The following is a 13,211-nucleotide window of genomic DNA, read 5'->3' as shown; positions in this document are numbered from 1 at the left end:
CGGCCCCGCCGGGCTCAGTACTACTACATCAGTCGATCATCGGAGCGATGATCCGCGCGAAGTTGTTCCGCGCACGGTTCAACCGACTCTTTACCGTCCCGAGGTTACAGCTGGTGATGTCCGCGATCTCGTCGTACGTCTTCCCTTCCATCTCACGAAGCACGAACACGATCCTGTGGTGTTCCGGCAATCGCTTCACGGCCTCCTCGACCGTGGCCCTGAGATTGCGCTTCCGGAAAAGATCATCCGGCTTGTACTGCGTATCTTCCCACTCCAGCGGTCGATGGTCCGCGTCCCAGTTCTTCATGATCGTCTGAAATAGGACCAGCGGATTCCGGGACCGGTTGCGCAGCTCGTTCTTCGCCAGGTTGCTCGCGATCGTGTAGATCCATGTCGAAAACTTCTTCGTCTGGTCGAAGCGGTGTAGGTGCCGGTACACCCGAACGAAAGTCTCCTGCACGAGATCCTGGCCACGCTCCCTGTCGCCGATCGTACGGTAGATGAAGTTCAGGAGCCTCTGGTCGTACCGGCGTACTAAGTCGCCGAACGCTCTAGAGTCCCCATCGAGGGACGCCTGAACCACTTGAGAATCGGTGAGATCCCGCAGCTTCTGCCGGTGCTCGCGCGCTTCGCCCGTGCCCGGCCGAGGCGCTTCGACGATCTCTTTTTTGCGTGCTCTCGCCACGGTTCCACCTCCATCTCTCCATTCTCCCGCCCCAATGGCAGGAAAGCACCCATTGCTCGCTCTGTTTGTGCACGGTCTGTGCCAAGACGAAGAGCCCTCTGGCCCACCGATGGCTGGGCGACTTCGTCTTCCTCCGTCCACTCCATGTGACGCTCGAGGGGCTCCACATGTGACAGATCACGATGCCGGGGCGACTTCGAGGGGCCCCAAATCGAGAGCCTCGAGTGGAGCCACGATCTCATCGGCGTCCCCGACTACGACGACCTGGACCTCGTCAGGACGGATGTGGGCTCTCACCGCCGCCGCGACTTCTTCGGGGGTAACCGCCCTGAGTCGGTCCCGATACGTGTGATAGTAGTCGTCCGGGAGGCTATACACGATGAGCTGCGAGATGCGCGATGCGATCTGCTCGGCGGTCTCCAGCTGAAGTCCGAAGACCCCGGCCGCATAGTCGCGCGCCGCTGCCACTTCTTCATCGGTCGGTCCCCCGTCGACGAGCTGCTCGAGCTCTCTCACGATCTCGCGTATCGCTGGTGCGGTCACATCGGTGCCGACGGAGGTCGAGACCGAGAAGGGGCCAGGGCGAGAGCGAAAGCTGAAGCGCGAACGCACGCCGTACGTGAACCCGTTCTTCTCGCGCAGGTTGAGGTTCAGCCGGCTGGTGAACGAGCCGCCGAGGAGCATGTTCGCCACCGACAACGAGAAGTAATCGGGCGTCGCGCGGTCCGTGCCCACATGACCGACGCGCACCTCGGATTGCACGGATCCTTCGCGGTGCACCACCCAAACTCGACGTTCCCTCGTGGCGGGATCGACGCGGAATTCCTCCTCCGCCGGAGGCGCGCCAGTCCAAGCTCCCAGCCGATGGTTCGCCATCATCTCGATCTCATCGGGATCGAGATCACCCGCGACGATCAGCCCACCACCCAGGGGACGGTAACACGCATCCGCGAAGTCGCTCAGCAGACCGCGCTTCACCGTCCCGATCGATTTCTCGGTGCCATCTTGGGGGCGGGCATACGGGATTCCTGCCACGAAGTACCGACGGCTCGCCTCCGTCGAGGCGAGCGCCGAAGGATCCATGGCCCGTTGCCGGATCGCGGCCAACTGCTGCTCACGCGCTCGGTTCACCTCCTCTTCCGGAAAGGCGGGCTCGAGCACGGCCTCCGCGAGCAGGCCCAAGGCCTCCTCGAGTCGATCTGCCAAGCACGACATCGAGACACTCGTGCCCTCCCACCCGGTCGAAACGCCGAGTCGAGCGCCGATCCGCTCCAGCGCCTCCGCGAGCTCTGTGCCGCTGCGCTTTCGGGTCCCACCCTCGAGCGCATCGCCAGTCAGAACAGCGAGGCCCGCACGCGACTCCACGAGCTGACCTTCACCGGCTCGGAAGAAGAGGTTGGTACTCACGACCGGCAGGCGAGACAGCTTACACACCCTGAGGTCGAGCCCGTTCGACAGCGTGCAGCGCTCGACGTCGGGGAAGTCGAAGTTGCGGATCGAGCCGCTCGTCGGTGGCCGGGTACGATCGAGCGCGCTCATGCCGGCGCCTTCGGCTCATAGGTCAGCACCGCGCGGTTGTCGGGGCCGAGTCGCTCTTTCGCAAACGCTCGGATCTCGTCCACGGTGACGGCGCGCAGTCTGTCCAACTCCCGGTTGAGCCGGTCCGGGTCGTCGAAGTACAGCTCGAACATCGAGAGCAAGTCGGCGCGCTCGCTCACGCGTTCGAGCCCACGCACGAGATCGGTCTCGGTCAACGCGATCGCGCGCTCAACCTCGTGATCCTCGGCTTCGGCGAGTCCCTCGATCTCCTCAGCCAGCGCCGCCTCCAACTCTTCGGGGGAAGCCCCCGGGTATCCGGTCGCCCACGCGAGCAGCATCGACGCACCGGTGAGCAGCGGGAACGCGAAGGTCACCACACTCTTCGCGACGCGCCGCTCGCGCACCAGCCGCCTGTACAGTCGGGACGCGCGTCCCATGCCGAGCAGCCCTCTCGACACCTCCGCCACGGCGAAGTCGGCGGAGGAGTACGGCGGGATCCGGAACGCCATGATCACGCGCGGAAGCGGCACGTCGGCCAGAACGTGCTCGCGGACCGTTTCGCCGATCAGCGGATCGATGAGCGGGTCGCCGGGCAGGGGTGGAATCGGCTCCCCGGGCTCGATTTCGCCGAAATACCCGTTCAGGAGCTCGAGCACGCCATTGCGGTCGAAGTCGCCCGCGATCGTGATCACGGCGTTGTTCGGCACGTAGAACGTCCGAAAAAATGAAGCCACGTCGTCGAGCGTCGCGGCGTCGATGTCCTCCATCGACCCGATGACCGGGTGGTGATAAGGGTGCGACTCGGGGTACACCAACGCCTGCAGCCGCTCGTCCCAATCGCCGTACGGCTGATTGTCGTAGCGCTGGCGCTTCTCGTTCTTCACCACGTCGCGCTGGTTGTCGAGCTTCTCCTGATCCATGGCCTGGACCATCCAGCCCATGCGATCCGACTCGAGCCAGAGCGCGAGCTCCAGGTCGTGCGACGGCACGGTCTCGAAGTAGTTCGTGCGGTCGAACCACGTCGAAGCATTCAGGGTGCCCCCGGCGCGCTCGATCAACTCGAAGTGCTTGTTCTTGGGCACGTGGGCCGAGCCCTGGAACATCATGTGCTCGAAGAGGTGGGCGAAGCCGGTCTTGCCCGTTGTTTCGTTCCGGGAACCGACCCCGTACCAAAGGTTTACGGCGACGACCGGCACGGTGCGATCCTGCGAAAGCACGATCTTGAGGCCGTTGTCCAAGTTGTGGCGTTCGACCGGAATCGTGAGTCTGCTCACGGACGGACTCCTTTGCGGCGCTCGATTGGCACCATTAGGGACGCTCCTTCAGACGTACACGGAGTGCTTCGCTTTGCATGTCGTCCTCGAGGAAGCTCGCGGCAGCTTCCGGACCGGCGTCGATCTGCTGCTCGGCCGAGTCCACCAGCTCGGCGTCACCCTCCACGGCGTGCACGCGACCCCGCTCCAGCATCTCGTACGCGATCCCGTCCAATCCAGTTGCACCAGCGGCCAATGCGGCCAGCAGTTGCCCTTCGACATCCTCTGGTCTGAGTCGGGCACCCTCCAGCAACTCGCCGGCCGCCTCGTCGAGTCGGTCGTCCTCGAGCAATACCAGTCCGTACACGACCCTCGTCCATCCGTCGAGGGGGTCGAGCCGCACGGCTTCGCCGAGTGAGTCGGCGGCTCGGCCCATCTGCCCGGCGAGCGCGAACGCGACGCCGAGCTCATACGCGATCTGGGAATCGGTCGGGTCGAGTCGACGCGCTGCCTCGAGCTGCTCGAGCGCCCAATCGTGGAACCCCTCCCTGGCCAAATACGCGCCATACAGCATTCGAGTGAGTGGCAGGTCCGGAGCCAACACGGCCGCACTCTTCAACGCCTCCAGCGCGGCCGGATCGTCGAACGCGGCGACACCGTTGCCTGCAGTGGCGAGCACCGCCGGATCCTCCGGCTGGAGCCCCAGAGCCTTCTTGAAGCACTCGTACGCGATGCCGTCGTTACCCAACTCGCGCTCGGCGACGCCGAGTGCGCAGTGCACGGACGCCTCGTCCGCAAAGTCGGCGAGCTGTTCGCGCAGTACCTCGGCCGCCCTCACCCAATCGCCGTCGTCGGCCAGGGAGAGGGCACGCTCCATGAGCGTTTCGAGATCCATCAGCCGGTATCCTCCCCGCCCCGTTCGGCGACCAGGCTGACTCCCGTCATCTCCGCCGGCGCGGCGATGCCCATCAGATCCAGGACGGTCGGCGCCACGTCCGCCAGCCTTCCCGGTCCACCGATATGGCGGCCGGAACTCCGCGGATCGACAATGACGAAGTCGACGGGCTCTGTCGTGTGGGCGGTGTGCACGTTGCCCTCCTCGTCCAGCATCATCTCACAGTTGCCGTGGTCCGCCGTGACGAGCGCCACCCACTCCGGGCTCTCGTGGATCGCGTCGAGCAGATCCCCGAGGCAAGCATCCACCGCCTCCACCGCGGCCGAGGCCGCGCGGATCCGGCCCGTATGACCGACCATGTCGGGGTTGGCGAAGTTCACGAGGATGAAGTCGTACGTGCATGCTCGCATGCCTTCGAGCACGGCGTCTGCGACGCCGCGGGCGCTCATTTCCGGCTGGAGGTCGTACGTCGCGACCTTGGGCGAGGGAATGAGCGTGCGGTATTCGCCGTCGAACGGTGCCTCTTCCCCGCCGTTGAAGAAGTAGGTGACGTGCGCGTACTTCTCGGTCTCCGCGACCTTGAGCTGAGGACGGCCCGCGTCGGCTAACACCTCTGCTAGACACAGCTTCACGTGCTCGCGTGGAAACGCGACCGCCACGGGCAATGCCGCTTCATACTCGGTCAAAGTCACGACATCGACGGGCCGACCGCGGGCCCGCTCGAAGGCGTCGAAGTCGGGGCGCGTGAGCGCAGCGGTGAGCTGCCGCATGCGATCCCCTCGGAAATTGAGAAGCAGCACGGCGTCGCGTTCCTCGACCCCCATCTCTGCCACGCCCCGGATCCCGGTCGGCTCGACGAACTCGTCCGTGACACCGGCCTCGTAGCTCAGTCGCAATAACTCGAAGCCGTCGGCCCACGCGTCCGCCTGGCCTCCCACGATGAGATCGAACGCCCGTCGAGTCCGTTCCCAGCGCTTGTCCCGGTCCATCGCCCAGTATCTCCCGATCACCGAAGCGATCGCCCACTCGTCGCTGCGGGCGCAAAGCCGATCGATCCGTCCTACGAACTCGATGCCCCCGGTCGGCGACGTGTCGCGGCCGTCCGTGATGCAGTGCACGCGCACCGGAAGATCCTCCGGCAGCAACTCCATGACCGCAGCGAAGTGCCGCAGGTGACTGTGCACACCACCGTCCGAGACGAGCCCCGCGATGTGGAGGGCACCCCCTCGTTCGCGGAGCCCGGCGACGAGGGCGTCGAGCCCCAATCGCTCCTTCAGAGAGCCGTCTTCGATCGCGCGATCGACCCGCGCGATGGCCTGATACACGATGCGGCCCGCGCCGAGGTTGAGATGTCCGACCTCGCTGTTGCCCATCTGGCCGGCGGGCAAGCCGACGTCCTCGCCGGAGCAGGTGAGCCTGGTGCGCGGACGGCACTCGTACATCGAACGAAACCGCGGAACACCAGCGAGCTCGATCGCGTTGCCCTCGCTCGCAGCGCCTTCGAAGTCGGAATGGCCCCAGCCGTCGAGAATAACCAAGAGCACTTTTCTCATGCGGGAATCTAAGCGCAGGTAGCCTCTCAGTGACCCGCCAGCGCCTGCCCGTTTACCCCGCGCCTTGTCATGAATAGTCTGGTATCTGCTCGCGACCCCAGTCAGGAGAAATCTGCCGTGCGCTACACCCCCTTCCGCATGGAGCGGTACCAATCGACGTACGAGCACCGAGTCCGCTACAACCTTTCCGAGAGCGGCGTGCACCCGCTGACGGTCGGCGAGCTGCTCGAGATCGCCGGGAGCGACGTCTCGGTCGCCGACATCCGTCTAGGGTACGGCCAGTCCAACGGGTCGGACGGCTTGCGTGAGCTCATCGCCAATCAGTATCAGGGCGCGACCGCGGCATCCGTGCTCGTCACAGTCGGGGGAGCCGAGGCGAACTTCACGTGCTTCTGGCACCTCTTCGAGACCGAAGGCAGCGCAGCGATCGTCCTGCCCACGTACGGTCAGGTCCCCGGGCTACTGGAGTCCTTCGGAAGCCGGCTGTCGGCGGTCAACCTTGTCGAGGAGAAGGGCTGGCAGCCCGACCTCGACGCCCTCGAGCACGCGCTGGCGGACGGAGCACGCTTCGTACTGGTGACGAACCCGAACAACCCGACCGGCGTTGCGTTGACGCGTGAGTCGATGGACGCGATCGCCGCGCTGACTCTGAAGCACGGCGCGTGGATCATGGCCGACGAGGTATACGCAGGTGCCGAGACCGGCGACGAGGAGACCCCCTCGTTCTGGGGATGCCACGACCGCGTCTTGATCACCAACTCGCTTTCGAAGGCGTACGGGCTTCCGGGGCTCAGGCTCGGCTGGATCGTCGGCCCCCCGGACCAGATCGGCGAGCTGTGGGGCCGGACCGACTACACCACGATCGCGCCGGCCAATGTCTCCGATGCCCTCGCGTGCGTCGCGCTCGAGCCACGCACGCGGGCTCGCATCCTGGAGAGGACGCGCGGAATCGTGCGAGCCAACCTGGGCCTGCTGGAGTCTTGGATGGCGGAGCAGAACGGGCGCTTCAGCTACCAACCGCCCGATGCGGGCGCGATCTGCTACACGCGCTACGATGCGCCGATCAACTCCACGGACTTCGCCGAAAAACTGCGCACCGAGAAAGACGTGCTCGTCGTGCCGGGTGACCACTTCGGTATGGACCACTACCTGCGCATCGGTTTCGGTAACCCGGAGCACGAGCTGCTCGAGGCGCTCGGTCTGGTGCGTGAGGCCTTCGACGAGGTCAGCGCCTGATCTTCAGGCCAGGTGATGCCGAAGCACATTGCCTCATCCGATGAGTGATCTATACTGATGGCATGAGTAAAAGACTACAGGTGATCCTGGACGACGCCGAATACCGCGAGGTGAGTCTGGCTGCCCGGCAGAAGGGACTGAGTTTGTCGGAATGGGTGCGCCGCTCTCTTCGCGACACCCGGTCAGCGGAGCCGGCATCGGACCGGGGCAAGAAGCTGGCGGTGGTCCGGGCGGCGACACGGCACGACTTCCCCACGGCCGATATCGCTCAGATGCTCCGTGAGATCGAGCAGGGCTACGTGACCGAGTCGTGATCTTTATCGATTCGAACGTTCCCATGTACCTCGTCGGGGCCGCTCACCCCCACAAGACCGACGCCCAGCACCTGCTTGAACGGGCCATCGCGGCAAACGAGCGCCTGGTCACGAGCGCGCAGGTCCTCCAGGAGATCCTCCATCGGTACGTCGCGATCGAGCGCAGGGACGCCATCCAGCCGGCCTTCGACGCACTTCTCGGCGTGGTCGACGAGGTGTACCCCATCGAGCAGACGGACGTGGAGCGGGCGCGCATCGTGCTGGACGGGGGCATCGCGACTTCGCCCCGCAACGCCCTCCACGTGGCCGTCATGGAGCACCACGGCGTTGCCCGCATCCTGAGTTTCGATCGGGGCTTCGACGCGCTTCCGGGGGTAGACCGGGTGAGTTGAAGGATAAGGATAAGGTCTGATCTGACGAGAACGTGTTGCGGACCGGACGAATCATCCGCGTGTCGATTGCACCAGTTCCCGCGCTCTCCACAACAAATACCCCGGCAACGAAAGAAGCCGATAGCGGGAGCGCTGGCCCTGGATGTAAAAACGGTTCCTCAGCAGAATCTGTGGGTAAAATCGACAAGCCGAGAGGTGGTCGTAGCGCCGGGAGTTGCAAACAGGGGGAACCCGTCGGGAGAAGCCACCTACTGGCCGCCAAGTGGGGTAACGACAGGAACTTGTGGGTCATCTGACCGCAACGAGCGCCCTTTCGCGGGCCCAGCATCGGGCAGGATCCCTGCCCCCGGATTTGGGTCCGTTTCTCACCTCTTGAAAGTGACTACCGGAAACGTAGACGCTGTCGAGGCCCGTAAAACCACTGAGTATCAAGACATTCCGAATTCCGCCCACCAGGAATCACCCACAGATTCTGCGGAAGAACCGTAAAAACAATGGATATCCAACGAAACAACGCGTTGTTATTGGAGGGTGCGGAGCTCTAACTCGCGTAAAGTGTCTCCTTCGCAAGTTGCATCGACGCAAGCTCACTGGACCAAGCCGCACCGGGAATCTGTGAAGGCGGGCGTGCGATTGGCTGTGAAGCGCGTGCTCCGGCGGAATGAGGTCCCGACGGAGCATCCGGAGAACGTCGTCGAAGTGATCCTGGAGCAGGCGGAGGCGCTGTATCGGGATTGGCCGAACGCAGCGTGGCGCAAAGGGTGGGTCACCAGCGTCCTCTGCAGACCTTGAGTAGCCCCCCCCAACGACACATGCGAAAGTCCCGCCCACCCCTTGACGGATTTCGGGACCGAAGCGGGGCGAGGTGCGGGACCGCCATCCAGGGCTCTGCCTCGAGCTGATACAGGCCGCCTGCCTACGTTCGTCGCCTTCTCCTGCCATTCGAAGCCTCCGAGCCCTCCGTCGTGACTCCAGCAGCGAGCCTGAGCCCCAAAAAGTGGGCCGTTAGATTTCGGGGTCTATTCGGTATCGATTCCCTGAGGGACCGCTCCCGACTCTCGCTAGGCCAGAGGAAGCCCGCGCCATGATCCAGTTTGCCTCGACGTACAGCGTCGCAGACACCGAACGCCTCGGCGACGAGATCGCGCGTCTCGCCGCGCACCTCCACGCCGCCACGTACCGGCTGCTCGTCCTCATCCGCGAGTTCGACGAGCGGGAGGGATGGTCGGATGGCTTCCGCACCTGCGGGCACTGGCTGAGCTGGCGCACGGGCATCGCGCCAGGCGCCGCACGGGAGAAGGTCCGCGTCGCGCGAGCGCTCGGCTCGCTCCCCCTCATCTCAGCGGTCATGGAGCGCGGAGCGCTCTCCTTCTCGAAGGTTCGCGCGATGACGCGCGTGGCGTCGCCCCAGAACGAGTCCGAGCTCGTGGAGCTCGCGGCGCACGCGACCGCGGCGCACATGGAGCGGATCGTGCGGGCGTGGCGTAGGGTCGATCGACTGGGGGACGCCGAGGCCGAGACGGAACGGCACCAGAGCCGCTACCTCCGTATCTATCGGGACGACGACGGGATGTTCGTCGTCAGCGCGCGGCTGGAGCCCGAGGTCGGTGCTGTGTTCGAGAAAGCGCTCGAATGGGCGGAGGATCAGCTCTACAGGCAGGCGTCGGTGGAGGAACGGGTTGAGGTCAACGTTGGGCAGCGGCGCGCCGACGCGCTGGGGCTGCTCGCGGAGCAGGCGCTGGCGGGGGCGGAGGTCGCCGAGGACGGGGTGGTGGAGGCGGATCCGGACGGGCCGACTACCCCGGACCTGGCCACCACCGCCGACCGGGCCACCACGGCCAGCCGGCCCCTCCGCCGCGCGGACCGCTTCCAGGTAGTGTTGCACGTGGGAGGTGACGCTCGCCACGAAGGCGGCCTAAACGTTTCCGCGGAGACGTCGCGGCGGCTCGCCTGCGACGCGGGGCTGGTCGTGATGAGCTACGACACCCGGGGCCGAGTGCTAGACGTGGGCCGGAAGCAGCGGACGGTCCCGGTCGGTCTACGCCGGGCACTCGAGGCGCGGGACCGCGGCTGTGCGTTTCCTGGCTGTGATGTTCGGCACACGGACGTCCACCACATCACACATTGGGCCGAGGGCGGACATACGAGGCTCGATAATGTTGTGCTCGCGTGCCGCCGGCATCATAGGGCGGTACATGAAGGGGGCTGGACGGTCCGCCTGAACGAAGACGGCCGCGCGGTCTTCTATCGCCCGGACGGCAGGCGACTGCCCAACGTACCGCCGAGTCCGGCAATACCGCAGGCCCCGGTGGCCGCCCTCGAAGCGGCGAACCACCGCCTCGGGGTCGATCCAGATGCCTGGACCGCGACCTCCGACTGGCTCGGTGAGTCACTGGATCTCGGGCTCACGATCGACATGCTGGGGGAAGAGAACCGGGGCCGGGGCCGGCCACCGGTGAGCGAGACAGCTTAGGACTCCTACCGGGAGACGGTGACGCCCATGCAAAAAAGCTGACCATTACGATCGACGAAGACGTGTATCGCGGACTGTATGAACGCGTCGGAACGGGGAAGATATCTCGGTTCATCGAAAAGCTCGTTCGACCCCACGTCTTGCCGAAGGAGCTCGACGATACGTACGCGGCAATGGCTCGGGACGAGGTCCGTGAGGCCGCGGCGTCGCAGTGGGTCGAAGGTCTGATGGGGGATGCACTGGATGACCCGCGGTGAAGTGTGGTGGGTGCGCCGGCCATCGATCGGATCATGGCCCTCCAACTCGCTCTCGTGCTTCGGAATCCAGCCAGCTAGACAGAGTCTCGACGCCATCCTTCCGCCGAATCGTGAGCGAATCGGGCAGCTCACACGAGGGCGCCCTTCCTATCCGCTCATCACTCCGCGCGCAGCGCCTCCTGGGGGTCGATCGTCACCGCCCGTCTCGCCGGAACCCACGCAGCGAGCGAGCCGACGGCGCCGAGGACCACCACCGCGACGACGTGGCTCAACGGGTCCCACGACTGCACCCCGAACAGGAGTCCGGACAGAATCGATTTCGCGGCAAGAGCCCCGATCACCCCGACCGCCAGTCCCAACGCGATCAGCCGGGTCGAGTGGCCCATCACCATGGAGACGAGTTGACTGCCGCTCGCGCCGAGCGCGGAGCGGATCCCGAGCTCGCGCGTCCGAACCTGAACCGTGTAGCTGAGCACCCCGTAGATCCCCGCAGCCGCGACGAGGAGCGCGATGAGCGCGATGGTCAGACCGATGAGCGAGGCGGCGCGGGGTCTCACGACGGTCTCCGCCATGAGAGCGTCGAGCATGCGCAGGTCGGCTGCCGGAATGTCCGGATCTCTGCGCGTTACGGTTTGGCGCAGCTGGGCCATGAGCTCGCCAGGGTCTCCTGAGGCGCGCACGAGGTACGACATCCGGCGATTGGGCATGGAGCCATAGGGCACGAAAAACGCCGGGTCGGGGTCCGCGTCGAACCCGTCGTCGCGGATGTTGGCTACCACGCCCACGACCCGTAACGGAATCGTGTCCGACCAATCGAGGAAGAACGAGGCCCCCACCGGGTCGCGGTCCGGCCACACCGTACGTGCCATCTCCTCGTTGACGAGCACTGAGGTCTCGGCTGAGGACTCCCAGCCATCCGGCATCGCACCGGATAGGAGCGGGATGTCGAGCACGGAGAAGTATTCGGGTAGGAACTGGTGATACTCCGCCGACGGCGGGTCGGTGGCGTCGTAGGGGAGGCCTTCCACCCGGAACGTCGTGCTCCGGTTCTCACCCGTGAACATCAGGTCGGACACGAGGCCGACCTTCTGGACTCCCGCAAGGGCCTGCACGTCGGCGACCAGCTCCCGGTGGTATTGCACGACCTGCGCGGTGGTCTGGTAGCTCGCGCTCGGAGCCGAGACCGTGAAGGTGATGACGCCATCCGGGTTGAAGCCCGGCGGCATGTTGACCAGCTCACCGAAGGAGCGGGACAGCAGGGCGGCGACCACGAGCAGCGTCGTCGCCATGCCCACTTGGCCAACGATCAAGAGGTCGCGCGTCGGGCCCGCCCCCACCCGACCGCCCGCACGGTGTCCACCCTCGGCGAGCGCTGCTCGCAACTCGGGGTTCGACGCCGAGCGCGCCAGCGGGAGCCCGAACAGCAGACCCGAGCCGACCGCGACCGCCGTCGTGAACGCCACGACGCGCCAGTCGACTGCCACGTCGATCAGCCCTGAAAAAAAGCGCTGTTGGACGCCTTGCAGCACGCCCTGCCCACCCAGCACGAACAGAGTGCCCGCCGCGGCACCGAGCAGAGCGAGCACGACCGACTCGACGACGATCTGGCGCAGCAGACGACCCCTTCCGGATCCGAGCGCGGCGCGTAGCGCGAACTCCTGCCGTCGCTCTTCGCCGCGCGCGAGAATCAAGTTGGCGACGTTGGCGCAAACGATGAGCAGCACCGCGGCGCCGGCGTACAACAACATCATGAGCGTGGGACGGGCGTCACCGAGCAGGTACTCGTCCAGCGTGCGCACGAGCACGCCCCTGCCCGCATTGGCCTCCGGGAACGCTCGCTCGAGACGCTGGCCGAGCAGCGTCATCTCTTCCCTCGCTTGTTCGACCGACACGTCGGGCTTTCGTCGAGCGACCGTGCGCAGGTAGCGGGAGCGGTGGTCGTCGCGCTCGGCGTCGAGAAGCATCGGACGCCATAACTCGGTCGTCTGGTAACTCAGCGAGCGCTCCAGCTGCCGGAACTCCGGCGGCATCACGCCCACGACCGTGTGAGGCCGACCGTCGATGCGGATGTCCGTGCCGACGACTCCCGGGTCGCCGCCGTACCGCCTCGTCCACAGAGAGTGACTCAAGATGACGAGGCGTGCGTCGGCCTCCCGCGCGCGCTGCTCGTCGAACCCGCTTCCCAGAGCCGGTCGCGCACCCAGGAGGTCGAAGAAGTGCGGCGTCACGACACTCGCCGTGACCCGCTCAGCCGCTCCGCCCTCACCCGACAGCGTGGCGAAGTCCACATTGTACGCCGCGATATCGACGAAGGAGGTCGACTGCTCCCGCCAGTCGAAGTAGTTGCCCGGGGCGACGGTCGTGACCTCCCGGGTGCCGCGCCCCGTCTCCCACACGAGCGCGAGCTCGGCGGGCCGTTCGTACGGGAGCGGGGCCAGGAAATGGGCACTCACCAGCGTGAAGATCGCCGAGTTCGCGCCGATGCCGAGCGCCAACGTGCCGACCGCTACAGCCGTGAACGTGGGCCGCCTCCGGAGCCCACGGAGCGCGAGCCTCACGTCTGCGAGCATGTCGGCAAAGACGTTCATTCCCTTCCCCTCCCGTTCCCGTCCCA

Annotated in this window: 12 protein-coding genes; 6 read left to right on the top strand and 6 right to left on the bottom strand. The window is 65.8% G+C overall.

The genetic code is table 11. The annotated features are described in order from the left end of the window. Positions 1 to 28: 28 nt before the first annotated feature. From IIB36_11225 to IIB36_11205, 5 genes are all read right to left on the bottom strand, one after another. On the bottom strand, positions 29 to 685 hold the full coding sequence (locus IIB36_11225) for a sigma-70 family RNA polymerase sigma factor (GenBank protein MCH7532311.1): 657 nt from the start codon (positions 683 to 685) through the stop codon (positions 29 to 31). 177 nt (positions 686 to 862) lie between these two features. Further along, the gene (locus IIB36_11220; GenBank protein ID MCH7532310.1) at positions 863 to 2,224 is read right to left on the bottom strand and encodes an insulinase family protein; all 1,362 of its coding nucleotides are present in this window, start codon (positions 2,222 to 2,224) and stop codon (positions 863 to 865) included. After that, positions 2,221 to 3,498: an insulinase family protein gene (locus tag IIB36_11215; GenBank protein ID MCH7532309.1), complete on the bottom strand. Its 1,278-nt coding sequence runs from the start codon at positions 3,496 to 3,498 to the stop codon at positions 2,221 to 2,223. The genes IIB36_11220 and IIB36_11215 overlap by 4 nt, the downstream gene beginning before the upstream one ends. Before the next feature lie 34 nt (positions 3,499 to 3,532). Continuing rightward, on the bottom strand, positions 3,533 to 4,372 hold the full coding sequence (locus IIB36_11210; protein MCH7532308.1) for a hypothetical protein: 840 nt from the start codon (positions 4,370 to 4,372) through the stop codon (positions 3,533 to 3,535). Beyond that, a complete protein-coding gene (locus IIB36_11205; GenBank protein ID MCH7532307.1) occupies positions 4,372 to 5,925 on the bottom strand; it encodes a 2,3-bisphosphoglycerate-independent phosphoglycerate mutase in 1,554 nt (517 codons plus the stop codon). Before IIB36_11205 ends, IIB36_11210 begins: the two co-directional genes overlap by 1 nt. Before the next feature lie 117 nt (positions 5,926 to 6,042). On the opposite strand from IIB36_11205, the gene IIB36_11200 reads away from it, so the two are divergent. The 6 genes from IIB36_11200 to IIB36_11175 all read left to right on the top strand — a co-directional run bounded on the left by IIB36_11200 (position 6,043) and on the right by IIB36_11175 (position 10,597). After that, positions 6,043 to 7,161 (top strand): aminotransferase class I/II-fold pyridoxal phosphate-dependent enzyme, encoded by a 1,119-nt coding sequence (locus IIB36_11200; GenBank protein ID MCH7532306.1) that lies wholly within the window; start codon positions 6,043 to 6,045, stop codon positions 7,159 to 7,161. Positions 7,162 to 7,223: 62 nt separating this feature from the next. Continuing rightward, positions 7,224 to 7,475 carry an antitoxin gene (locus tag IIB36_11195; GenBank protein ID MCH7532305.1) on the top strand — a complete coding sequence of 84 codons (252 nt, stop codon included), beginning with the start codon at positions 7,224 to 7,226 and terminating at the stop codon, positions 7,473 to 7,475. Further along, the gene (locus IIB36_11190) at positions 7,472 to 7,867 is read left to right on the top strand and encodes a type II toxin-antitoxin system VapC family toxin (protein MCH7532304.1); all 396 of its coding nucleotides are present in this window, start codon (positions 7,472 to 7,474) and stop codon (positions 7,865 to 7,867) included. The genes IIB36_11195 and IIB36_11190 overlap by 4 nt, the downstream gene beginning before the upstream one ends. A 615-nt stretch (positions 7,868 to 8,482) precedes the next feature. Then, positions 8,483 to 8,659, top strand: a complete 177-nt coding sequence (locus tag IIB36_11185) for a DUF3387 domain-containing protein (protein ID MCH7532303.1) — start codon at positions 8,483 to 8,485, stop codon at positions 8,657 to 8,659. Positions 8,660 to 8,951: 292 nt separating this feature from the next. Beyond that, complete coding sequence (locus IIB36_11180; protein MCH7532302.1) at positions 8,952 to 10,340, top strand: DUF222 domain-containing protein; 1,389 nt, start codon at positions 8,952 to 8,954, stop codon at positions 10,338 to 10,340. A gap of 38 nt (positions 10,341 to 10,378) precedes the next feature. After that, the gene (locus IIB36_11175; GenBank protein MCH7532301.1) at positions 10,379 to 10,597 is read left to right on the top strand and encodes an addiction module antitoxin; all 219 of its coding nucleotides are present in this window, start codon (positions 10,379 to 10,381) and stop codon (positions 10,595 to 10,597) included. A gap of 158 nt (positions 10,598 to 10,755) precedes the next feature. On the opposite strand, the gene IIB36_11170 is transcribed toward IIB36_11175, so the two are convergent. Further along, positions 10,756 to 13,185 (bottom strand): ABC transporter permease, encoded by a 2,430-nt coding sequence (locus tag IIB36_11170; GenBank protein MCH7532300.1) that lies wholly within the window; start codon positions 13,183 to 13,185, stop codon positions 10,756 to 10,758. Positions 13,186 to 13,211: the final 26 nt, after the last annotated feature.

The organism is Gemmatimonadota bacterium, from assembly GCA_022560615.1.
GTDB lineage: Bacteria > Gemmatimonadota > Gemmatimonadetes > Longimicrobiales > Gaopeijiaceae > UBA1138.
Note: the sequence above shows the minus strand (reverse complement) of the source record. Positions and strands in the feature narration are given on the sequence as shown.

Coding starts and splice junctions, on each gene's coding strand:
- IIB36_11220 (MCH7532310.1), bottom strand. CDS start 2,224: ATGAGCGCGCTCGATCGTACCCGGCCACCGACGAGCGGCTCGATCCGC.
- IIB36_11210 (MCH7532308.1), bottom strand. CDS start 4,372: ATGGATCTCGAAACGCTCATGGAGCGTGCCCTCTCCCTGGCCGACGAC.
- IIB36_11205 (MCH7532307.1), bottom strand. CDS start 5,925: ATGAGAAAAGTGCTCTTGGTTATTCTCGACGGCTGGGGCCATTCCGAC.
- IIB36_11195 (MCH7532305.1), top strand. CDS start 7,224: ATGAGTAAAAGACTACAGGTGATCCTGGACGACGCCGAATACCGCGAG.
- IIB36_11180 (MCH7532302.1), top strand. CDS start 8,952: ATGATCCAGTTTGCCTCGACGTACAGCGTCGCAGACACCGAACGCCTC.
- IIB36_11170 (MCH7532300.1), bottom strand. CDS start 13,185: ATGAACGTCTTTGCCGACATGCTCGCAGACGTGAGGCTCGCGCTCCGT.